The organism is Citrobacter sp. Cf132 (assembly GCF_030333885.1).
Classification (GTDB): domain Bacteria; phylum Pseudomonadota; class Gammaproteobacteria; order Enterobacterales; family Enterobacteriaceae; genus Citrobacter; species Citrobacter freundii.
The window spans coordinates 1-23,433 of sequence record NZ_JAOWFA010000031.1; the positions used below are offsets into that span (position 1 = coordinate 1).

The window sequence follows — 23,433 nt, forward strand, 5'->3', positions numbered from 1 at the left end:
GCTTGTAATCCGTTGTTCCGTGTCAGTGGAGGCGCATTATAGGGAGTTATTTCAGGCTGACAAGGGGAAATTTAAAATAACTTTCTGAATGCGTGTTTTTTCACCAAAACAACCATTAACATGCCATAAAATAAGCAAATTGCCGTTTTTGCAGCCGCAATCACACTTCCAGGTGGCATACTAATGAATAAGAAAAAGAGTAAGGAAGAACATTCATGCCGTTAAATGCCCAACAGCTAGCCGCACAGAAAAACTTGTCCTACGTTCTGGCCGAAAAGCTGGCTCAGCGAATATTAAAAGGTGAATACGCGCCGGGCGCTATATTGCCTGGCGAAATAGAGCTGGGCGATCAGTTTGGTGTGAGTCGCACCGCGGTAAGAGAGGCGGTAAAAACGTTAACGGCAAAAGGTATGGTATTACCACGCCCACGTATCGGCACACGCGTCATGCCGCAAGCAAACTGGAACTTCCTCGACCAGGAACTGCTCACCTGGTGGATGACGGAAGATAATTTCCCGCAGGTCATTAAACATTTTCTGGTGATGCGTATCAGCCTGGAGCCTCAGGCGTGTTTACTGGCGGCAACCATTGGTACGGCTGAACAGAAAGCGCACCTCAACACGCTGATGGAAGAGATGGTCGAGCTGAAAAGAAACTTCAGACGCGAACGCTGGATTGAGGTTGATATCGCCTGGCATGAACACATCTATGAAATGAGTGCGAATCCGTTCCTTATTTCCTTTGCATCTCTGTTCCATTCGGTTTACCAGACCTACTTTACCTCTATTACCTATAACGATGTGGTGAAACTGGATTTGCACCAGGCCATTGTCGATGCAATAGATGATAACGATGGCGATCGCGCCTTTGCTGCTTGTCAGGCATTGCTGATAGCACCGAACGTGCTACCGGATAAATAATATGTCGGAAAAGAAATCACGCAGTATGGCCGGGCTACCGTGGATAGCAGCCATGGCCTTTTTTATGCAGGCACTAGACGCCACTATCCTCAATACCGCCCTACCCGCAATAGCACATAGTCTTAACCGCTCTCCGCTCGCCATGCAGTCGGCCATTATCAGCTATACCCTGACGGTCGCGATGCTGATCCCGGTAAGTGGTTGGTTGGCAGACCGATTTGGTACCCGACGCGTCTTTATGATTGCTGTTAGCCTGTTTACGTTGGGATCGCTGGCCTGTGCGCTGTCCAGCTCCCTAAGCGAGCTGGTGATTTTCCGTGTCATTCAGGGGATCGGTGGCGCCATGATGATGCCCGTTGCCCGTCTGGCGTTATTGCGTGCCTACCCTCGCAGTGAACTGCTTCCCGTGCTTAACTTCGTCACCATGCCTGGACTTGTGGGGCCGATTTTAGGTCCGGTATTGGGCGGTGTACTGGTTACATGGGCCAGTTGGCACTGGATCTTCCTGATTAATATTCCAATTGGCATTGCCGGTATCTTCTATGCCCGCAAATATATGCCGAACTTCACCACCCCACGCCGCGGTTTTGATATGACCGGTTTCTTTCTGTTTGGTTTGAGCCTGGTGTTGTTTTCCAGCGGCGTTGAATTGTTCGGTGAGGAGCTTGTCGCTACCTGGATCGCACTCGGTATTATTCTTGCCAGTGTGTTGTTACTACTCGCCTATATTCGCCATGCTCGTCGTCACCCAACGCCACTTATATCTCTTCCGATATTTAAGACTCGAACCTTTTCTGTTGGGATCGCCGGCAACCTCGCCACTCGCCTGGGCACAGGTTGCGTGCCCTTCTTAATGCCGCTGATGTTGCAGGTAGGCTTTGGATATCCGGCTCTGATAGCCGGTTGTATGATGGCGCCAACGGCGTTGGGTTCAATTCTGGCAAAATCCATGGTGACGCAGGTTCTGCGCAAACTCGGCTACAGGACCACATTGGTGGGTGTTACGGTTTTTATCGGCCTGATGATTGCGCAGTTCGCTTTGCAATCTCCTGCCATGCCGGTCTGGATGCTGATCCTGCCGCTGTTCATTTTAGGTATGGCGATGTCCACCCAGTTTACCTCAATGAATACTATCACTCTGGCGGATCTGACCGATGAAAACGCCAGCAGCGGCAACAGCGTATTGGCCGTTACTCAGCAGTTATCAATCAGTTTAGGGGTTGCCATCAGCGCCGCCGTTCTGCGTATCTATGAAGGTATGGAAGGAACCAATACGGTCGAGCAGTTCCATTACACCTTTATGACGATGGGCGCTATCACGGTAATATCCGCGCTGATGTTCATGCTGCTAAAAGCTAAAGATGGACGTAACCTGATCAAAGATCGGCACAAACCTAAACCGACCCCCGCTCCATCAAAACAGGAGTAAGCTGCAAACGCTGTTGTTGTAATGCGGGCTGGGCCATCCGATGGATTAATACATCGATGGCCAGTTCGCCCAATTCATCTTTTGGTTGATGTATGGTCGTCAGCGGAGGCGTCATATAGCGCGCCAGCTCGATATCATCATAACCCACCACCGCCATATCCTGCGGAATGCGCAATCCCGACTGGTACAGAGCCTGATACGCGCCAACCGCCATTGCATCATTACCGGTAAAAACGGCCTGCGGTCGCTGTTTATGCGACAGCAACGTTTGCATAGCTTCAAAGCCGCCACCGAACTCAAAGTCACCGGTAATCTCGTAGCCTTCCGGGACAGGCAAGCCCGCCCGCTTCATTGCCGCCCGATATCCTTCCAGGCGCAAACGCGCCGGGGTTTTATCCAGCGGCCCGGTGATGCAGGCAATGCGCGTAAAACCTTTTTCGATAAGATGTTGCGTGGCTAAATCCCCGCCCAGCAGGGAGTTATCCTGAATCAGATCGCTTTCACCATCAAAGGGCGACCAGTCCATCATCACGGTCGGTATAGAAGGATAACGCTGCATTATCTCTCTGGAAGGCTGATGTGTTTCCGTGCAGAGCAGCAGCAAGCCATCCACGCGTTTTTGCATCAGCGTTTCCAGATTACGGTTCATGCGCTGTTCATCGCCTTCGGTATTGCACAGCACCAGGCTGTAGCCGCGCTCAAAACAGCTACGTTCAACGCCGCGCACCAGCTCAGAATAGAAGGGATTGGTACTGGCAGTGATTAACATGCCAATCGTGCGGGTCTGGTTTAACTTGAGGCTACGCGCCAGCGCGGAGGGAGCGTAGTTAAGCGCTTTAATCGCAGCTTCTACTTTGTCAGTGACAGACTCACTGACAAAGCGATCTTTATTAATGACGTGAGAAACCGTCGACGTGGAAACACCCGCCAGGCGGGCGACGTCCTTCATTGTAGCCAAGCGTTACCTCTGTTGACTTAAAAACGCTTCTATTTCTTCGCGCCACGGAACGGAAGGCTGTGCACCTTTACGGGTAACCGCAATCGCCGCAGCGGCATGCGCAAAACGGATCGCTTCAGGCAGCGGAGTCTCTTCCAGTAACGCTGTAATTAACGCGCCATTAAAGGTGTCTCCGGCGGCAATAGTATCAACGGCTTCCACTTTAAAACCGGGCACTCGCTGACCTTCGCCATTCACGCTGGCCCACACACCGCGACTCCCTAAGGTAATCAGTACAGTATGGATTCCTTTAGCATGCAATGCCTGCGCCGCTTTGGCCGCGTCTTCATCATTTTCAACCCGGATCCCCGTCAGCTTTTCAGCCTCGGTTTCATTCGGGGTAATAATATCTACCAGCGCCAACAGCTCGTCAGAAAGTTCACGTGCCGGAGCCGGGTTTAGGGCGACCATGGTCTTATTTTGATGTGCAATCTTTGCCGCAGCCAGAACGCTTTCGATCGGCGACTCTAGCTGCATCAGCAAAGCGGACGCCTGCGCAATACGCTCATGCTGTGCTTCCACCAGCGCTGGCGAAAGAGCTGCGTTAGCTCCGGCATGAATGCCGATAACGTTCTCACCTTCACCATTCACAAAAATCAACGCAACACCGGTCGATTCCCCCGAAATTACGCTAATCGGCGCAATATCAATGTTGTCTTTGGCTAACTGTTTACGCACACTTTCGCCAATATCATCATCGCCCGTACAGGCAATGAATGCGATATTCGCGCCACTACGACCCGCAGCAACAGCCTGATTCGCGCCTTTACCGCCAAATGCGACCTGATAATGGCTACCGGTTACGGTTTCACCAGGTGTCGGGAAAGAGTTAAGGTTAAGGATGTGATCGGCATTGATACTGCCAAGAACAACGAGGTTGCCTGCGGTTTTCATATTTGGTGTTCCAAGTCAAAGTGCGCCACCGGGTTAGGGTGGCGCGTGCCCTGCTTTTCTTTTTACGCTTTCATCCCCAAAACCAGATACGGGGATGGCGTATTTATGTCTCCATCAGGCCGCGAGCGACCTGAATCGGTATTACTGCTTGATGACCAGCTTCAGGTCAACCGGATATTTAGCCTGAACCTTCTCGCCTTTCAGGACTTTATCCGCAGTCTCAACGCCTTTCGCGCCGATCTGATCCGGCAACTGAGCAATGGTCGCAGCCAGTTTGCCATCATTTACTGCTTTTTCGCCATCTGGAGTGCCGTCAAATCCAACCACCATCACATCAGATTTACCCGCGGTTTGCAGTGCGCGCAGCGCACCCAGCGCCATTTCATCGTTCTGAGCAAATACGGCCTGCACATCAGGATGCGCGGTCAGCAGGTTCTGCATAACGTTCAAACCTTTAGTGCGGTCGAAGTCTGCCGGCTGGCTGGCCAGGACGTTAAATTTGTGTGCCGCAACGGCCTGCTGGAAACCTTCGCCACGCTCACGCGCCGCAGAAGTACCGGCAATCCCCTGCAGTTCGATAACTTTCGCGCCTTCACCTGCTTTCTTCGCGATGTAATCACCCGCAATTTTGCCGCCCAACACGTTATCAGACGCAATGTGGCTTACCACTTCGCCTTTGGAGGCAACACGGTCAAGGGTAATAACCGGAATTTTTGCCTGGTTAGCCATCTTCACAGCATTACCAACGGCATCAGAGTCGGTTGGGTTGATCAGCAGAATTTTAGTTCCACGAACCGTTAAGTCCTGAACGTTAGCCAGCTCTTTCGCCGGGTTGTTCTGCGAGTCCAGAATCACCAGGTTGTAACCCAGCTTATCCGCCTCTTTTTGCGCCCCATCCTTCAGAGAAACAAAGAACGGGTTATTGAGGGTGGAGACCACCAGCGCAATGGTATCTTTAGCCATCGCATTCGCGCTCACGGTGGCGCTTAGCGCAACAGCAGAAACCAGGGTAGCCAGTTTTTTCATGTTCATATTTAAGATGTCCTGTAATCGTTGTTACTGCTTTTTGTTGTCTACCAGTACCGCCAGCAAAATCACCACCGCTTTGACGATCATCTGGTAATAGGAGGATACACCTAACAAATTCAACCCATTATTGAGGAAACCAAGAATCAATGCGCCGATCAGCGTCCCAACAATTCGTCCTTTACCACCCGCCAGGCTAGTTCCGCCTAATACCACCGCAGCGATAGCATCCAACTCATAGCCAGTACCTGCCGTCGGTTGCGCAGAGGAGAGGCGCGCAACTTCAATGATGCCCGCCAGCGATGCCAGCAGACCGCACAGTGAGTAAACGATAATTTTGATTTTACTGACGCTGATACCGGACAGACGCGTTGCCGCTTCGTTACCGCCCAGCGCATAGATATAACGCCCCAGACGCGTGTGGTGCAGCATGTACCACGCCGCGAGGAAGACGATCCCCATGATCCACACCGGCGTAGGGACGCCTAACGGACGACCAATCCCGAACCAGCCAAACAGATCGGCATTGTCAGTAAACCCGGTGTTTACCGGACTGCCGTTGGTGTAGACCATGGTCACACCGCGCAGCAGCAGCATCATAACCAGAGTCGCGATAAACGCCTGCACGCGACCTTTCGCGACAATCACTCCGGTCACCGCGCCAATGGCAGCGCCGAGCGCCAGGGCCGCAGCAACAGCCACCAGCGCATTGACTTCAATCCCTACAATCGAAGCCGCAACCGCACCGGTCAGCGCCAGCAATGAACCGACGGACAGATCGATACCCGACGTCAGGATAACCAGCGTCATGCCAACCGCCATGATGGCGTTCACCGACGTTTGCTGAAGAATGTTGAACAGGTTATTAACGGTAAAAAAGTTAGGGCTCATGGTGGAAACAATCGCGATCAGCACTAACAGAGCGATGAGCGACTTTTGCTCCAGAAGCCATGCTTTAGTGAAATAACGGCGACCAGAAACAGCCTGGGTAGTCATCTTTTTTACTCCTGATTCACGCGATTAAGCTTGCCCACAGCGGCAGCCATTAATACTTCCTGAGTGGCCTGCTCGCGAGTGAATTCACCGCCGAGATGCCCTTCATGCATAACGATAATTCGATCGCTCATGCCCAATACTTCTGGCATCTCAGAAGAGACCAGAATGATACTCAGCCCATCGGCCTTAAACTGGTTGATAAGCTGATAGATTTCTTTCTTGGCCCCAACGTCAACGCCGCGCGTTGGTTCATCAAGGATCAGCACTTTTGGCCGGGTCATCAGACCGCGCGCAATCGCCACTTTCTGCTGGTTACCGCCGGAGAGCAGGCCGATAGCCTGTTCCATCGATGGCGTTTTAACATTGAACAGGCGAATAAAATCCCCTACCGCCTGCTGCTCATCTTTATGTTTAAGGCTTCCGCCTGCACGGCTGAAATAGCGCAGCGCGGTCAGTGACATGTTCTCTTTCACCGACATGCCGAGCACTAAACCATCGCGTTTACGGTCTTCAGAAATATAGACGATGCCGTTAGCCAGTCCATCCTGCGGCGAACGGGTAACCACTTCATGGCCATCAAGCGTGACGTAGCCGCTGGTGCGTGGCAATGCGCCGTACAACACTTTCATCAGCTCGGTACGTCCTGCCCCCATCAGCCCCGATACGCCAAGGATCTCGCCTTTACGCAGCGTGAATGACACATTGTTTACGCCAGGACCGCACAAATTATCGACCTTCAGGCGAATATCACCCGGCGCTTTTTCCAGGCGCGGGTACTGATCTTCCAGCTTACGTCCCACCATCATTTCAATCAGCGAGTCTTCGGTAAGCGATGCGACTTCACGCTCGGCAATAAACTGCCCGTCGCGGAAGACTGTTACGTCATCGCAAATCTCGAAGATCTCTTTCATGCGGTGAGAAATATAGACAATGCCGCGTCCCTGGGATTTCAGTTCGCGAATGACGCGGAACAGGGATTCGGTTTCATTATCGGTGAGGGCATCCGTCGGTTCATCCATAATGATGACCTTCGATTCAAAGCTCAGCACTTTGGCAATTTCGACCATCTGCTGATCGCCAATCGACAGCTCACCGACCAGCCTGTCGCTTTTAAAGCGCAGATTGAGTTTGGCGAGCAGCAGATCGGCTTCGGCGTACATCTTCTTCCAGTCAATTTTGCCAAAGCGATTCACAAACTCACGACCGAGAAAAATGTTTTCAGCGATAGTGAGTTGCGGGATCAGGTTCAGCTCCTGGTGGATGATACCGATTCCGGCTTCCTGGGAGGATTTCGGGCCGTTAAAGGTGGTCTCTTTACCCAGCCACAATAAGGAACCGGCATCACGGGTGTAGATTCCGGTCAGCACCTTCATCATGGTGGATTTACCCGCACCGTTTTCGCCCACCAGCGCCATTACGCGGCCTGGGTAGACATTCAGCGCGGCGCCGGATAGCGCTTTTACGCCCGGGAACGCTTTATCGATCCCTTTGAGTTGCAGTAATGCGTTCATGATGGCCTCAGAACGTGACGCCAGCACAGAGAATAATATTCGCATACGGAGAACACTCTCCGCTGCGAATTACCGCCTGACTGTCTGCGGTTTGTTTTTTGAATTGTTCATGCGTGGTGTAACGAATTTCTATGGTGTTTCCCTGGTGTTGTTGCAGTTGCTCAATGTGGCTGAGCAACGTTTCGTGGAGTTGCGGATTATGTTGTTTAATTTCCGACGCGAGAATGGCCGCCTCGACCTGCATTTCACGTGTGACCACATCCAGTACCTGCATAAAAGAAGGTACGCCCTGGGTTAATGCCATATCGATACGCGTTGTGCTGTTCGGGATGGGTAAACCTGCATCACACACCACCAGCGTATCGGTATGCCCCAGACGGGAGATCACCGATGAAATTTCAGAGTTGAGTACCGTGCCTTTCTTCATTTTCTTTCCCCACTAGCGAAACGTTTCGCTGGAGATAAGTGTAGTGCGAAGAGTGGACAGAAAACCACCGCGACGTTACGAAAATGTGATCGCCATCGAAACGTTTCGCAAGGATTATCATTAGATGAAATGAAAACTGGGAGGGGCAAAACAAAACGCCCCCTTTCGCGATGAAAGAGGGCGTCGATGAGATTAAATCTCGACCTGAGTACCGAGCTCAATAACCCGGTTCGGTGGGATTTCAAACTGGTCCGGCGCACGCAGCGCATTGCGCTGTAACAGCAGATACAGCTTACCGCGCAGACGCAAGTACCATGGTCGTTTGCCGACAATCAGCGACTCGTGCGACATGAAGAAGGAGGTTTCCATCATCCGGCAGCTTAAGCCTTCCAGACCGCAGCGATGGAACACTTCCTCCACGTTCGGCGTTTCGCGCCAACCGTAACTGGCAACCACGCGCCAGAAGGTGGGCGATAACTGCTCAATCTGCACCCTACGCACGTTGTGAACATAGGGCGCATCTTCCGTGCGCAGCGTCAGCAGAATAACGCGCTCATGCAGCACCTTGTTATGTTTGAGGTTATGCAGAAGCGCAAACGGGATGACGTTCAGTGCGCGGGACATATACACCGCCGTTCCCGGCACGCGTACCGGTGGCGATTTCTCCAGAGAAGCAATCATCGCCTCCAGAGAGTTACCGTGCTCATGCATGCGACGCAGCAGACGGAAGCGTTCACTTTTCCAGGTGGTCATGATGGTGAACATCACCAGACCCAACGTCAGAGGCAGCCAACCGCCGGAAATCAGTTTATCGAGGTTCGCGGAGAACAGCGGAACATCGACGCACAAGAATGCCACCAGGATCAGGAAGACGAAGTATTTATTCCAGTGCCAGTTTTTGCGCGCCACGGTGGTCGACAAAATAGAGGTCAGCACCATCGTCCCCGTTACCGCAATCCCGTACGCCGCGGCCAGATTACTGGAGTGTTCAAAACTCACAATCACGATAACCACCGCAAAATAGAGCATCCAGTTAACGAAAGGAATGTAGATCTGGCCCGACTCCATTTCCGAGGTATGGATAATGCGCATTGGCGATAAATATCCCAAACGCACGGCCTGACGCGTCAGCGAGAAGACACCGGAGATAACCGCCTGCGAAGCGATTACCGTCGCCAGCGCGGCGAGGATCAGTAGCGGGATCAACGCCCAGTCTGGCGCCAACAGGAAGAACGGGTTTTTGATCGCTTCAGGATGCTTTAACAATAGCGCCCCCTGACCAAAATAGTTCAGTACCAGTGAAGGCAACACCACAGAGAACCATGCCAGGCGAATCGGCAACTTACCGAAGTGGCCCATATCCGCATACAGCGCTTCAACACCGGTAATCGACAGCACCACCGCACCCAGCGCAATAAAAGACAACGTTTTGAATTCGAGGAAGAAATGCACCGCCCAATACGGATTTAGCGCCTGCAGTACTTCCGGATTGCCAATAATACTGCGCACGCCTAAAACCGCCAGCGTCAGGAACCACAGCAGCATAATCGGCGCAAACAGCTTACCGACCATGCCGGTACCGTGTTTTTGAATCAAAAACAGCAGGGTCAGTACGATTATCGAGAGCGGAACAATCCAGGTATCCAGTTGCGGGGCAATAATCTCCAGACCTTCAATCGCAGACATCACAGAAATGGCTGGCGTAATCACCACTTCACCATAGAAGAAGCTGCCGCCTATCAATCCCATAATGACCAGCATGGAGGTTGTTCGTGCCGAGGTATTGCGCCCGGCCAATGACATCAGCGTCAGGATCCCGCCTTCTCCGGCGTTATCTGCGCGCATGACAAACGTCAGGTATTTAATGGAGACAACAAAGATCAGCAGCCAGAAAATCAGCGAGAGAAAACCAAATACGGCATCACGTTCAACGCCAAAACCAAACTGGCCGGACAAACATTCACGAAGCGTATAAAGTGGGCTGGTACCAATATCACCGTAGACAACCCCAATGGCTGCAAGGGTAATCGCAGACAATGATTGTTTATTATCAGTGCTCATAGACTCGTCTTTCGTTTATACACATCATCTTTCAAGCCACTCCGTGTGGGCTGCATTCGTTATTCCCCCCATCCCAGGAGAAAACTCCATTGCCGCCTTGGTGCAGCTTGATTGATTTGGTGTATATATAAGAAATGTGTGCGTCGTCCCTTGGCCCACAAAAAGGCGCACAGTATGCACGATTAATCACAAAATCGTACCCCTAAATGAGACCAGATTAATCTGGCTCAAAGAAAAATAAGCGCACCTTCAGTCTATTACTGCAATGGTGTGAAGCATCTATACTCGCAGTTTATGCAGTACATTTGGCGAAAGGACGCCACTTCATTATGGCTCACCCACATTTATTAGCGGAAAGAATTTCCCGTCTGAGCAATGCGCTGGAAAAGGGACTTTTTGAACGTAGCCACGCCATTCGTCTGTGTCTGCTGGCAGCACTCAGCGGCGAGAGCGTTTTCTTATTAGGGCCCCCGGGGATCGCAAAGAGCTTAATTGCCCGCCGACTAAAGTTTGCCTTCCAAAATGCACGCGCTTTTGAATACCTGATGACGCGCTTCTCTACGCCGGAAGAAGTTTTCGGCCCGCTGTCCATTCAGGCCCTTAAAGACGAAGGTCGCTATGAACGCTTAACGGCGGGCTATCTTCCTGAAGCTGAAATCGTTTTTCTCGATGAAATCTGGAAAGCAGGCCCGGCAATTCTTAACACCCTGCTGACCGCCATTAACGAACGTCACTTTCGCAACGGCGCGTATGAAGAAAAAATTCCGATGCGTCTGCTGGTGGCCGCTTCCAACGAACTGCCTGAAGCCGACAGCAGCCTGGAAGCACTGTACGACCGAATGCTGATCCGTCTGTGGCTGGATAAAGTTCAGGACAAGGCCAATTTCCGCTCCATGCTGCTAAGTCAGCAGGATGAAAGCGACAACCCGGTCCCCGCATCATTGCAGGTGACGGATGAAGAGTATCACCAGTGGCAAAAAGACATTGGCGCCATCAAGCTTCCCGATCGCGTGTTTGAGCTTATTTTCACCCTACGCCAGCAGTTGGACACGCTACCGAATGCCCCCTACGTGTCCGATCGTCGCTGGAAAAAAGCGATCCGCTTACTCCAGGCCAGCGCTTTCTTTAGCGGACGTGATGCGGTAGTACCTATCGACCTGATCCTGCTGAAAGATTGTCTGTGGTACGACGCGCAAAGCCTGAATCTGATGCAACAGCAGCTTGAAATATTGATGACCGGACACGCCTGGCAGCAGCAAGCCATGCTGACGCGCCTGGGCAGTATTGTGCAGCGCCGCATTCAACTCCAGCAGCAACAAAGCGACAAAACGGCGTTCACGGTAATCCGTCAGGGTGGCATGTTCAGTCGTCGTCCTCATTATGATTTACCACCGGAAGCTACGTCCTCAGTCGTGACATTACTGCTACAAAAGCCATTAAAGCTGCATGATATGGAAGTTATCCATATTGCTTTCGAACGCAGTGCGCTGGAACTGTGGCTAACAAAAGGCGGTGAAATCCGCGGAAAATTAAACGGGATCGGCTTTGCCCAAACGCTGAATATGGAAGTCGATAGTGCACAGCATCTGGTTGTGCGCGATGTCAGTTTACAGGGTTCTCGCCTGGCGCTGCCGGGGGCTTCGCAAGAGAGTATGCCCGCAGAGATAAAACAGGAGCTTGAAGCCCTCGATAACGAGTGGCATCAGCAGCACAGCGCATTCAGCGAACAGCAAAAATGCCTGTTTATTCATAGCGACTGGTTAGGCCGCATTGAGGCCAGCCTGCAGGATGTCGGGGCGCAAATCCGCCAGGCGCAACAATGCTGACCCTTGATACACTCAACATAATGCTGGCAGTCAGCGAAGAGGCGATGATCGAAGAGATGATCGTCGCCCTGTTGGCTTCCCCAAAGATGGTGGTATTTTTTAAAAAATTTCCTCGCCTTAAAAAAGCGATCACTGACGATATTCCCCGCTGGCGCGAATCTTTGCGTAGCCGCCTCAAAGATACCCATGTGCCGCCAGAGTTGGCAGAAGAGGTCATTTGTTATCAACAAAGCCAGCTCCTCTCTCATGCGCAGTTTATCGTTCAACTACCGCAAATATTATCGCTATTGCACCGACTCCATTCGCCCTGGGCTGGGCAAGCGCAGCAACTGGTCAATGACAACAGCACCTTTACGCCCGCCCTGCATACGCTTTTTCTCCAGCGCTGGCGCCTGAGCCTGGTGGTGCAAACCACAACGCTGAATCAGCAACTGCTGGAAGAAGAGCGCGAGCATTTGCTCAGTGAAGTACAGGAACGGATGACCCTTAGCGGACAACTGGAACCCGTTCTGGCGGAAAATGACAACGCTGCAGGCCGGTTGTGGGATATGAGCGCGGGCCAAATCAAGCGCGGTGATTATCAGTTGATGGTGAAATACGGCGAATTTCTGACGCAACAACCCGAACTCCAGCGCCTGGCCGAGCAGTTAGGTCGTTCCAGAGAGGCGAAATCCGTGCCGCGTAAAGATGCGCCAATGGAAACCTTCCGTACCCTGGTGCGCGAACCGGCAACCGTCCCGGAGCAGGTGGATGGCATCCAGCAAAGTGACGATATCCTGCGCCTGCTACCGCCAGAACTGGCCACGTTGGGCATAACCGAACTGGAATACGAGTTCTACCGACGGCTGGTGGAAAAGCAACTGCTGACCTACCGCCTGCACGGCGAAGCATGGCGTGAGAAAGTAACAGAACGTCCGGTGGTGCATCAGGATTTTGACGAGCAGCCGCGCGGACCTTTTATCGTCTGCGTTGATACATCAGGATCGATGGGCGGATTTAATGAGCAGTGTGCGAAAGCCTTTTGCCTGGCGCTAATGCGCGTCGCCCTTGCCGATAACCGGCGCTGTTTCATTATGCTGTTTTCAACAGAAGTGGTGCGCTATGAGCTTTCCGGCCCGGAGGGCATCGAACAGGCGATCCGCTTTTTAAGTCAGCGCTTTCGTGGGGGCACTGATATTGCCAGCTGTTTTCGCGCCATTATTGAACGCATGCAGGGTCGGGAATGGTTTGATGCCGATGCGGTGGTTATCTCAGATTTTATCGCTCAGCGATTACCCGATGAAGTCGTCAGCAAAGTGGGGGAATTACAGCGGGTGCACCAGCACCGTTTTCATGCGGTAGCGATGTCAGCACATGGCAAACCCGGCATCATGCGCATTTTCGATCATATCTGGCGCTTTGATACCGGGATGCGAAGCCGCCTGCTCAGACGCTGGCGGCGTTAATTGTTACAGCAGAGAAGCGACGCTTTCACGTACCTGGGCCGGCCATACGCCACACTGAACCTGGCCAATGTGCGGTAATTGCAGCAACAGCATGGTCAGACGCGACTGCCCAATCCCCCCACCAATTGTCTGCGGCATTTCACCACGCAGCAGCGCCTGGTGCCATTCCAGACTCAGGCGATCTTCATCACCGGTCAAAGACAGCTGGTGTTTCAGAGCGTCAGCATCCACACGGATCCCCATAGAAGACAGCTCAAACGCATCTTCCAGAACCGGGTTCCAGACCAGAATATCACCGTTCAGACCGGCATGACCCAGCTCAGACGCTGAACTCCAGTCATCATAATCTGGCGCGCGTACATCATGACGGTGACCGTCACTGAGTTTACCGCCGATCCCCACCAGGAATACCGCGCCCAGCTCTTTAGCGATCGCACGTTCACGACCTTTTGCGTCAAGATCCGGATAACGAGATAGCAGCTCCTGGCTATGAACAAAGTGGATCTGCTCTGGCAGGAACGGTGCCAGACCAAACTCTTTGCTAACCGCAGCTTCGGTGGCCTTAATTCCCGCCCAGATAGCCTCTACCGTGCTTTTCAGAGTGGAGAATTGACGCTCACCGTCGCCCATCACGCGCTCCCAGTCCCACTGGTCAACGTACACTGAGTGCAGCGGGGAGAGGCGATCTTCATCGGGACGCAGGGCTTTCATGTGCGTGTACAGCCCCTCGCCTGCGCTAAAGTCGTGTTGTCCTAACGTTTGACGCTTCCACTTCGCCAGTGAATGAACCACTTCGAATTGAGCGTCTGGCAATGCTTTAACCTTCACCTGCACCGCTTTTTCACAGCCCGACAAGTTATCCTGCGTGCCATCTCCAACGCGGCTGAGGATCGGAGCCTGAACTTCGATCAGACCTAAACGCTCTTCCAGCTGGCGAGAAAAATGAGATTTTACGAAGCTAATTTGACGTTGTTTGGCAATGTAAGCGGTTTTCATTATGTGTACTCCTGTGTCCTGTTGCCTATGATTAAGCAACAGAATGGAGGTAATATTCAATAATCAACAAACAAAAAGCCGACTTCGATTTTGATTCGTTAAAATTAACGACTAAAATAGAGGGAATCATTAATCTACATAAGAAAAACCTATGGAAAATTATCAGATCGACAATCTGGACCGCGGCATTCTTGATGCCCTGATGGAAAATGCCCGTACTGCCTACGCAGAATTAGCCAAACAGTTCGGCGTCAGCCCAGGAACAATTCACGTTCGCGTAGAAAAGATGAAGCAGGCCGGGATCATTACCGGCGCGCGGATTGATGTTAGTCCCAAACAATTGGGTTACGACGTCGGCTGCTTTATCGGCATCATTCTGAAAAGTGCGAAAGACTATCCGTCAGCACTTGCAAGACTGGAAAGCCTCGATGAAGTGACCGAAGCGTATTACACCACCGGGCACTACAGCATCTTTATTAAGGTAATGTGCAAATCGATCGACGCGTTGCAGCAGGTACTTATCAACAAGATCCAAACAATTGACGAAATTCAGTCCACTGAAACCCTGATCGTCTTGCAGAACCCGATTATGCGTACCATCAAGCCATGATCGGTTTTTTTAATCCCCTATTTTTCCACAGGTAGATCCCAGCTCGCACACAGCGTACAATACGCCCTCTTTATAAAGGTGGGCGATCATGGCAGACATCACTCTTATCAGCGGTAGTACGCTTGGCAGTGCGGAATATGTAGCAGAGCATCTGGCTGAAAAGCTGGACGACGCCGGTTTTTCCAGCGAAATACTGCATGGGCCAATGCTTGAAGAGGTTCCGACTGACGGGATCTGGCTGATTATCAGCTCCACACACGGAGCAGGAGACATTCCTGACAACCTGCAGCCTTTATATGATGCCTTACGCGAGCAGAAACCGAACCTGTCACAAGTGCACTTTGGTGCAATCGGGATCGGCAGTCGTGAATATGACACCTTTTGCGGCGCAATCGACAAGCTGGAAGCCGAATTGAAGGCCTGTGGGGCAAAACAGATCGGCGAAACACTCAGGATCAACGTACTGGAACATGAAATTCCGGAAGATCCGGCTGAAATTTGGCTGGGATCGTGGCATCCGTTGCTCAGAGATTTGTAAAGATCGTACTTTTTTATGTGGATAACTCTGGTTAAAAGCTTGGATCAACCGGTAGTTATCCCAAGAACAACCGTTGTTCAGTTTTTGAGTTGTGTATAACCCTTCATTCTGATCCCAGCTTATACGGACCAGGATCACCGATCATTCACAGCTAATGATCCTCAGCAACCTGTTGATCTTACTTAAAGGATCGACCTTATCCACAGAAAGGTGCGATCCTAATAAGAGATCACAATAAAACAGATCTCTAAATAAAAAGATCTTCTTTTTAATACCCAGGATCCCAGGTCTTTCTCCATCGACTAAAGTTGAGTAGAATCCACGGCCCGGGCTTCAATCCATTTTCACACCGCGTTATGCGAGGCAATCACCATGTTTTATCAGGATCCTTTTGACGTCATCATCATTGGCGGGGGTCATGCAGGCACCGAGGCCGCAATGGCCGCGGCGCGAATGGGTCAACAGACTCTGCTTTTGACACACAATATCGACACTCTGGGACAGATGAGCTGCAACCCGGCGATCGGCGGTATTGGGAAGGGACACCTGGTAAAAGAAGTGGATGCGCTTGGTGGGTTGATGGCAAAAGCGATCGACCATGCGGGTATCCAGTTTAGGATACTAAACGCCAGCAAAGGGCCTGCCGTTCGTGCTACTCGCGCTCAGGCCGATCGTGTGCTCTATCGCCAGGCAGTACGTACCGCGCTGGAGAATCAACCTAACCTGATGATCTTCCAACAAGCGGTTGAAGATCTGATTGTTGAAAACGATCGTGTCGTGGGCGCAGTGACCCAAATGGGACTGAAGTTCCGTGCCAAAGCGGTCGTGTTAACCGTGGGGACTTTCCTCGACGGCAAAATTCATATTGGTCTGGACAACTACAGCGGTGGCCGCGCTGGCGATCCGCCGTCTATTCCGCTGTCACGTCGTCTGCGTGAACTGCCGCTGCGCGTCAGTCGCCTGAAAACCGGTACACCGCCGCGAATCGATGCGCGCACGATTGATTTCAGCGTGCTCGGCCAGCAAAACAGCGATAACCCGATGCCGGTCTTCTCATTCCTGGGCGATGCATCTCAACATCCGCGCCAGATGCCGTGTTATATCACGCATACCAATGAAAAAACCCATGATGTGATCCGTAATAACCTCGATCGTAGCCCGATGTACGCAGGCGTGATCGAAGGTATCGGCCCACGCTATTGCCCGTCGATCGAAGACAAAGTGATGCGCTTTGCCGATCGTAACCAACATCAGATCTTCCTCGAACCGGAAGGACTGACGTCTAACGAAATTTACCCGAATGGCATCTCCACCAGCCTGCCGTTCGATGTGCAGATGCAAATTGTCCGTTCCATGCAGGGGATGGAAAATGCCAGAATCGTCCGTCCTGGCTACGCGATTGAGTATGATTTCTTCGATCCGCGCGACCTGAAACCTACTCTGGAAAGCAAATTCATCCAGGGTCTGTTCTTTGCTGGTCAGATCAACGGTACGACCGGTTATGAAGAAGCTGCCGCGCAAGGGATGCTGGCTGGTCTGAACGCCGCACGCTTGTCTGCTGACAAAGACGGCTGGGCGCCGCGCCGCGATCAGGCTTATCTTGGTGTGCTGGTGGACGATCTGTGTACGCTGGGCACCAAAGAACCGTACCGCATGTTCACCTCACGCGCGGAATACCGTTTGATGCTGCGCGAAGATAACGCCGACCTGCGTCTGACCGAAATTGGCCGTGAGCTGGGACTGGTGGACGATGAGCGTTGGGCTCGCTTCAACGAGAAGCTGGAGCGTATTGAACAAGAACGCCAGCGTCTCAAATCAACCTGGGTGAATCCGTTAGCGGAGTCCGCTGCAGAAGTGAATGCTCACCTGGCGACACCTCTGTCACGTGAAGCGAGCGGTGAAGATCTGCTGCGTCGCCCGGATATGACCTATGCTCAGTTGACCTCTTTATCTGCGTTTGCACCTGCGCTTGATGATGCTCAGGCCGCGGAGCAGGTTGAAATTCAGGTGAAATACGAAGGATATATCGCCCGTCAGCAGGAAGAGATCGAGAGACAACAGCGTAATGAGAACACCCTGTTGCCTGCAACGCTGGATTATCGTCAGGTCTCCGGCTTGTCGAATGAGGTCATTGCCAAACTGAACGATCACAAACCGGTATCGATCGGCCAGGCATCGCGTATTTCCGGCGTAACACCTGCCGCCATCTCCATTCTGCTGGTATGGCTGAAAAAACAAGGTATGCTGCGTCGCAGCGCTTGATATCACTTTTTGGCGGGAGTGCTTCGTTTGCCCGCCCTACAAATTTGTCGGCCCGATAAGCGACAGCGCGTCGGGCAATAGATTATTTACAGGTAACGACCGTGCTCAACAAACTCTCTCGTCTGCTGGCTGATGCCGGTATTTCTCTTACCGATCACCAGAAAAATCAGCTGATTGCGTATGTCGATATGCTGCATAAATGGAACAAAGCGTACAACCTGACGTCGGTGCGTGATCCCAACGAAATGCTGGTGCGCCATATTCTGGACAGCATTGTCGTCGCGCCGTACCTGAAGGGCGAGCGTTTTATCGATGTCGGCACTGGTCCGGGCCTACCGGGAATCCCTCTCTCCATCGTACGTCCTGAAGCGCATTTCACACTGCTGGATAGCCTGGGAAAACGCGTTCGTTTCTTGCGCCAGGTGCAGCATGAGCTTGCGCTTACTAACATCACTCCAGTGCAAAGTCGCGTTGAAGAATTCCCTTCAGAGCCGCCGTTTGATGGGGTGATTAGCCGTGCTTTCGCGTCACTCAATGATATGGTGAGCTGGTGCCATCATTTGCCTGGTCAGGAAGGGCGTTTTTATGCGCTAAAAGGGCAGTTGCCTGAAGATGAAATTGCCTCGTTGCCTGCAGAATTCAGCGTCGAGTCGGTCGAAAAATTACGCGTTCCGCAACTGGATGGTGAACGTCATCTGGTGGTTATTAAGCCAAACAAAATTTAATTTTTATCAAAAAAAATAGAAAAAAAACGGTTCTTCGGGTGTTAAAAGTCATAAGGAATAGTGTGGTTAAATGTCGTTACATTTCACTAATGCCTTACGGTTTTGCATCATAACTATAACGTACCGTTTTTTGTTAAAAGTGAAACAAGTCAGCTGTGAAAATATCAGCCTGCTAAAAATAGAATCAAAGAATCACCGCTCGTGTTAATTTTTTATTATAAATGTCAATGGGTGGTTTTTTTGTTGTTATTCGCTATTTTTAAAACAGTAACGAATTTTAGGCTTAAATATCAAAAAGTTGAAATGGCATCATTTGCCAAGTAAATAAATAGTGCCGGGGCGAATATGCTTAATATGTGATCTGGTGCACGCTTTGCAGCCAGTGTTTACGCGGCTTTTGCAGTTTTGCATGATCGTTCACAGTTTGCATAAAAGTGATAAATGTGGCGTAGCGAAAAATATTTAAACATTTATTCACTTTTTAGCTACTTATTGTTTGAAATCGAGAAGGCGCACCGTATAATTTGACCGCTTTTTGATGCTTGACTCTAAGCCATAAAGAACGTTTTATACGACACGCGGCATACCTCGAAGGGAGCAGGAGTAAAAACGTGATGTCTATGTCGCTCTTGAGTCGAAACGTTGCTCGTAAGCTTTTGCTCACACAGTTTCTGGCGGTAATAGCAAGTGGACTGCTATTTAGCCTCAAAGACCCTTTCTGGGGCATCTCCGCATTGTGCGGTGGATTGGCAGTGTTACTGCCTAATGTGTTGTTTATGATATTTGCCTGGCGTCACCAGGCACATACACCAGCTAAAGGCCGAGTGGCCTGGACGTTCGCTTTCGGCGAAGCCTTCAAGGTATTAGCTATGCTGGTGTTGTTGGTGGTGGCGTTGGCTGTTTTGAAAGCGGTATTCATGCCGCTGATCGTTACGTGGGTTTTGGTGCTGGTGGTTCAGATACTGGCGCCGGCTGTAATTAACAACAAAGGGTAAAGGCATCATGGCTTCAGAAAATATGACGCCGCAGGATTACATAGGGCACCATCTGAATAACCTTCAGTTGGACCTACGTACATTCTCGCTGGTGGATCCGCACAACCCCCCAGCCACCTTCTGGACGCTCAATATTGACTCCATTTTCTTCTCGGTGGTTCTGGGTCTGTTGTTCCTGCTTATGTTCCGTAGCGTAGCCAAAAAGGCGACCAGCGGCGTACCAGGTAAATTTCAGACTGCGATTGAGCTGGTAATCGGCTTTGTGCATGGTAGCGTGAAAGACATGTACCATGGCAAAAGCAAGCTGATTGCTCCGCTGGCCCTGACGATTTTCGTCTGGGTATTCCTGATGAACTTGATGGATTTGCTGCCTATCGACCTGCTGCCGTACATCGGTGAGCATATCTTTGGCCTACCGGCTCTGCGTGTGGTTCCGTCTGCTGACGTGAACATCACCCTGTCGATGGCGCTGGGCGTATTTATCCTCATTCTGTTCTACAGCATCAAAATGAAAGGCATCGGTGGCTTCGCGAAAGAGTTGACGCTGCAGCCGTTCAATCACTGGGCGTTCATCCCTGTCAACTTAATCCTTGAAGGGGTAAGCCTGCTGTCCAAACCAATCTCACTTGGTCTGCGACTGTTCGGTAACATGTACGCTGGTGAGCTGATTTTCATTCTGATTGCTGGTCTGTTGCCGTGGTGGTCACAGTGGATCCTGAATGTGCCGTGGGCCATTTTCCACATACTGATTATCACGCTGCAAGCCTTCATATTTATGGTTCTGACGATTGTCTATCTGTCGATGGCATCTGAAGAGCATTAATTTACCAACACTACTACGTTTTAACTGAAACAAACTGGAGACTGTCATGGAAAACCTGAATATGGATCTGCTGTACATTGCTGCCGCTGTGATGATGGGTCTGGCGGCAATCGGTGCTGCGATCGGTATCGGCATCCTCGGGGGTAAATTCCTGGAAGGCGCAGCGCGTCAACCGGATCTGATTCCTCTGCTGCGTACTCAGTTCTTTATCGTTATGGGTCTGGTGGATGCAATCCCAATGATCGCTGTAGGTCTGGGTCTGTACGTGATGTTTGCTGTCGCGTAGTAAGCGTTGCTTGAATTAAGAGCAATATCAGAACGTTAACTAGATAGAGGCATTGTGCTGTGAATCTTAACGCAACAATCCTCGGCCAGGCCATCGCGTTTGTCCTGTTCGTTCTGTTCTGCATGAAGTACGTATGGCCGCCTTTAATGGCTGCCATCGAAAAACGTCAAAAAGAAATTGCTGACGGCCTTGCTTCTGCAGAACGAGCACATAAGGATCTTGACCTTGCAAAGGCCAGCGCGACCGACCAGCTGAAAAAAGCGAAGGCGGAAGCTCAGGTAATCATCGAGCAGGCGAACAAACGCCGTGCTCAGATCCTGGACGAAGCTAAAACTGAAGCAGAGCAGGAACGTACTAAAATCGTGGCACAGGCGCAGGCGGAAATTGAAGCCGAGCGTAAACGTGCTCGCGAAGAGCTGCGTAAGCAAGTTGCTATCCTGGCTGTTGCTGGCGCCGAGAAGATCATCGAACGTTCCGTGGATGAAGCTGCTAATAGCGACATCGTGGACAAACTTGTCGCTGAACTGTAAGGAGGGAGGGGCTGATGTCTGAATTTGTTACGGTAGCTCGCCCCTACGCCAAAGCAGCTTTTGACTTTGCCGTTGAGCACCAAAGCGTTGACCGTTGGCAGGATATGCTGATGTTTGCCGCTGAGGTGACAAAAAACGAACAAATGGCAGAGCTTCTCTCTGGCGCGCTGGCGCCGGAAACGCTCGCTGAGTCGTTTATCGCCGTATGCGGTGAGCAACTGGACGAAAGCGGCCAAAACCTGATTCGGGTAATGGCTGAAAATAACCGTCTGAATGCGCTCCCGGATGTTCTTGAGCAGTTTATTCACCTGCGTGCAGCCAGTGAGGCTATCTCTGAGGTAGAAGTTACTTCTGCCAATGCACTGAGTGATGAACAGCTTAAGAAGATTAGCGCAGCGATGGAAAAACGTCTGTCACGCAAAGTTAAGCTGAATTGCAAAATCGATAAGTCTGTAATGGCAGGCGTAATCATCCGAGCGGGTGATATGGTCATTGATGGCAGCGTACGCGGCCGTCTTGAACGCCTTGCAGACGTCTTGCAGTCTTAAGGGGACTGGAGCATGCAACTGAATTCCACCGAAATCAGCGAACTGATCAAGCAGCGCATTGCTCAGTTCAATGTTGTGAGCGAAGCTCACAACGAAGGTACTATTGTTTCTGTAAGTGACGGTGTTATCCGCATTCACGGCCTGGCCGATTGTATGCAGGGTGAGATGATTTCCCTGCCGGGTAACCGTTACGCTATCGCACTGAACCTGGAGCGCGACTCCGTAGGTGCAGTTGTGATGGGTCCATACGCTGACCTCGCCGAAGGCATGAAGGTTAAGTGTACGGGTCGTATTCTGGAAGTTCCGGTTGGCCGTGGCCTGCTGGGTCGTGTGGTGAACACTCTGGGTTCCCCGATTGACGGTAAAGGTCCGGTTGATAACGATGGCTTCTCGCCAATCGAAGTTATCGCACCAGGCGTAATCGAACGTCAGTCCGTCGACCAGCCAGTGCAGACCGGTTATAAATCTGTTGATGCCATGATCCCAATCGGTCGTGGCCAGCGTGAGCTGATCATCGGTGACCGTCAGACAGGTAAAACCGCGATGGCAATCGATGCCATCATCAACCAGCGTGATTCCGGCATCAAATGTGTGTACGTGGCTATCGGCCAGAAAGCGTCCACCATTTCTAACGTGGTTCGTAAACTGGAAGAACACGGCGCGCTGTCCAACACCATCGTTGTTGTGGCGACCGCGTCTGAATCTGCTGCACTGCAATACCTGGCACCATATGCCGGTTGCGCAATGGGCGAATACTTCCGTGACCGCGGTGAAGATGCACTGATCGTTTACGATGACCTGTCTAAACAGGCTGTTGCTTACCGTCAGGTTTCCCTGCTGCTGCGTCGTCCACCAGGACGTGAAGCATTCCCGGGCGACGTATTTTACCTCCACTCCCGTCTGCTGGAACGCGCATCCCGCGTAAACGCGGAATACGTTGAGAAGTTCACCAATGGTGAAGTTAAAGGTAAAACCGGCTCCCTGACCGCTCTGCCGATTATCGAAACCCAGGCGGGTGACGTTTCTGCGTTCGTTCCGACCAACGTAATTTCCATTACCGATGGTCAGATCTTCCTGGAAACCAACCTGTTTAACTCCGGTATTCGTCCGGCAGTTAACCCGGGTATCTCCGTATCTCGTGTTGGTGGTGCAGCGCAGACCAAGATCATCAAGAAACTGTCCGGTGGTATTCGTACCGCACTGGCGCAGTATCGTGAACTGGCAGCGTTTTCTCAGTTCGCTTCCGACCTGGATGAAGCTACTCGTAAGCAGCTGAGCCACGGTCAGAAAGTAACTGAACTGCTGAAGCAGAAACAGTATGCGCCAATGTCTGTTGCACAGCAGGGTGTGGTGCTGTTCGCGGCTGAACGCGGTTACCTCGAAGATGTGGAACTGGCGAAAATCGGTAGCTTCGAAGCCGCTCTGCTGGCTTACGTTGACCGTGACCACGCTCCGCTGATGCAAGAGATCAACCAGTCCGGTGGCTATAACGATGAAATCGAAGGCAAGCTGAAAGCTATCCTCGATTCCTTCAAGGCAACCCAGTCCTGGTAACGTCTGGCGGTCTGCTTTAGGGTGGACCGCAAGG

General features: G+C 51.6%; 22 protein-coding genes. 14 read left to right on the forward strand and 8 right to left on the reverse strand.

All coding sequences use genetic code 11. The features are described from left to right. The first annotated feature begins 215 nt into the window (after positions 1-215). Both OGV85_RS01585 and mdtD read left to right on the forward strand, forming a co-directional pair. Positions 216-920, forward strand: a complete 705-nt coding sequence (locus tag OGV85_RS01585; protein ID WP_003023753.1) for a FadR/GntR family transcriptional regulator — start codon at positions 216-218, stop codon at positions 918-920. 1 nt (position 921) lies between these two features. Continuing rightward, entirely contained in the window at positions 922-2,349 is a 1,428-nt protein-coding gene (gene mdtD / locus OGV85_RS01590; RefSeq protein ID WP_061547768.1) for a multidrug transporter subunit MdtD, read from the forward strand. On the opposite strand, the gene rbsR is transcribed toward mdtD, so the two are convergent. From rbsR to kup, 7 genes are all read right to left on the reverse strand, one after another. Next, positions 2,315-3,307 (reverse strand): ribose operon transcriptional repressor RbsR, encoded by a 993-nt coding sequence (gene rbsR, locus OGV85_RS01595; RefSeq protein ID WP_003023757.1) that lies wholly within the window; start codon positions 3,305-3,307, stop codon positions 2,315-2,317. The two genes, mdtD and rbsR, sit on opposite strands and share 35 nt — an antisense overlap. A gap of 3 nt (positions 3,308-3,310) precedes the next feature. Beyond that, positions 3,311-4,240 (reverse strand): ribokinase, encoded by a 930-nt coding sequence (gene rbsK / locus OGV85_RS01600; RefSeq protein WP_003023758.1) that lies wholly within the window; start codon positions 4,238-4,240, stop codon positions 3,311-3,313. A 141-nt stretch (positions 4,241-4,381) separates the two neighbouring features. Continuing rightward, positions 4,382-5,272, reverse strand: coding sequence for a ribose ABC transporter substrate-binding protein RbsB (gene rbsB / locus OGV85_RS01605; RefSeq protein WP_003023760.1), 891 nt, complete (start codon positions 5,270-5,272; stop codon positions 4,382-4,384). A 24-nt stretch (positions 5,273-5,296) separates the two neighbouring features. Then, the gene (gene rbsC, locus OGV85_RS01610; RefSeq protein ID WP_003023762.1) at positions 5,297-6,262 is read right to left on the reverse strand and encodes a ribose ABC transporter permease; all 966 of its coding nucleotides are present in this window, start codon (positions 6,260-6,262) and stop codon (positions 5,297-5,299) included. 5 nt (positions 6,263-6,267) lie between these two features. Then, entirely contained in the window at positions 6,268-7,773 is a 1,506-nt protein-coding gene (gene rbsA / locus OGV85_RS01615) for a ribose ABC transporter ATP-binding protein RbsA (RefSeq protein WP_286552940.1), read from the reverse strand. Between the two features lie 7 nt (positions 7,774-7,780). Then, positions 7,781-8,200 (reverse strand): D-ribose pyranase, encoded by a 420-nt coding sequence (gene rbsD / locus OGV85_RS01620; protein WP_003023766.1) that lies wholly within the window; start codon positions 8,198-8,200, stop codon positions 7,781-7,783. Between the two features lie 192 nt (positions 8,201-8,392). Further along, positions 8,393-10,261 (reverse strand): low affinity potassium transporter Kup, encoded by a 1,869-nt coding sequence (gene kup / locus OGV85_RS01625; RefSeq protein WP_003023768.1) that lies wholly within the window; start codon positions 10,259-10,261, stop codon positions 8,393-8,395. Between the two features lie 329 nt (positions 10,262-10,590). Between kup and ravA the strand changes: the two genes are divergently transcribed. Together ravA and viaA are read left to right on the forward strand one after the other, a co-directional pair. Then, a complete protein-coding gene (ravA, locus tag OGV85_RS01630) occupies positions 10,591-12,087 on the forward strand; it encodes an ATPase RavA (RefSeq protein WP_044700493.1) in 1,497 nt (498 codons plus the stop codon). Further along, positions 12,081-13,532, forward strand: coding sequence for an ATPase RavA stimulator ViaA (gene viaA, locus OGV85_RS01635; RefSeq protein WP_003023773.1), 1,452 nt, complete (start codon positions 12,081-12,083; stop codon positions 13,530-13,532). The genes ravA and viaA overlap by 7 nt, the downstream gene beginning before the upstream one ends. Positions 13,533-13,535: 3 nt before the next feature. Here viaA and asnA read toward each other — a convergent pair whose 3' ends face one another. Continuing rightward, a complete protein-coding gene (asnA, locus tag OGV85_RS01640; protein ID WP_003827009.1) occupies positions 13,536-14,528 on the reverse strand; it encodes an aspartate--ammonia ligase in 993 nt (330 codons plus the stop codon). Between the two features lie 151 nt (positions 14,529-14,679). Here asnA and asnC point away from each other — a divergent pair, with 151 nt between their 5' ends. The 10 genes from asnC (at position 14,680) to atpA (ending at position 23,399) form a co-directional block, all read left to right on the forward strand. Further along, on the forward strand, positions 14,680-15,138 hold the full coding sequence (gene asnC / locus OGV85_RS01645) for a transcriptional regulator AsnC (RefSeq protein WP_003023780.1): 459 nt from the start codon (positions 14,680-14,682) through the stop codon (positions 15,136-15,138). A gap of 88 nt (positions 15,139-15,226) precedes the next feature. Next, complete coding sequence (gene mioC, locus OGV85_RS01650) at positions 15,227-15,676, forward strand: FMN-binding protein MioC (RefSeq protein ID WP_003023782.1); 450 nt, start codon at positions 15,227-15,229, stop codon at positions 15,674-15,676. Positions 15,677-16,048: 372 nt separating this feature from the next. After that, positions 16,049-17,938 carry a tRNA uridine-5-carboxymethylaminomethyl(34) synthesis enzyme MnmG gene (gene mnmG, locus OGV85_RS01655; protein WP_003023784.1) on the forward strand — a complete coding sequence of 630 codons (1,890 nt, stop codon included), beginning with the start codon at positions 16,049-16,051 and terminating at the stop codon, positions 17,936-17,938. A gap of 101 nt (positions 17,939-18,039) precedes the next feature. Beyond that, entirely contained in the window at positions 18,040-18,663 is a 624-nt protein-coding gene (gene rsmG / locus OGV85_RS01660) for a 16S rRNA (guanine(527)-N(7))-methyltransferase RsmG (RefSeq protein WP_003023788.1), read from the forward strand. Between the two features lie 614 nt (positions 18,664-19,277). Further along, entirely contained in the window at positions 19,278-19,658 is a 381-nt protein-coding gene (atpI, locus tag OGV85_RS01665; protein WP_003023790.1) for a F0F1 ATP synthase subunit I, read from the forward strand. Positions 19,659-19,665: 7 nt separating this feature from the next. Beyond that, positions 19,666-20,481, forward strand: a complete 816-nt coding sequence (gene atpB / locus OGV85_RS01670) for a F0F1 ATP synthase subunit A (RefSeq protein WP_003023792.1) — start codon at positions 19,666-19,668, stop codon at positions 20,479-20,481. 46 nt (positions 20,482-20,527) lie between these two features. Beyond that, positions 20,528-20,767, forward strand: coding sequence for a F0F1 ATP synthase subunit C (gene atpE / locus OGV85_RS01675; RefSeq protein WP_003023794.1), 240 nt, complete (start codon positions 20,528-20,530; stop codon positions 20,765-20,767). Positions 20,768-20,826: 59 nt separating this feature from the next. Continuing rightward, entirely contained in the window at positions 20,827-21,297 is a 471-nt protein-coding gene (atpF, locus tag OGV85_RS01680; protein WP_003023796.1) for a F0F1 ATP synthase subunit B, read from the forward strand. Positions 21,298-21,311: 14 nt separating this feature from the next. Further along, positions 21,312-21,845 (forward strand): F0F1 ATP synthase subunit delta, encoded by a 534-nt coding sequence (gene atpH, locus OGV85_RS01685; protein WP_003023799.1) that lies wholly within the window; start codon positions 21,312-21,314, stop codon positions 21,843-21,845. A gap of 12 nt (positions 21,846-21,857) precedes the next feature. After that, complete coding sequence (gene atpA / locus OGV85_RS01690; protein ID WP_003023802.1) at positions 21,858-23,399, forward strand: F0F1 ATP synthase subunit alpha; 1,542 nt, start codon at positions 21,858-21,860, stop codon at positions 23,397-23,399. Positions 23,400-23,433: the final 34 nt, after the last annotated feature.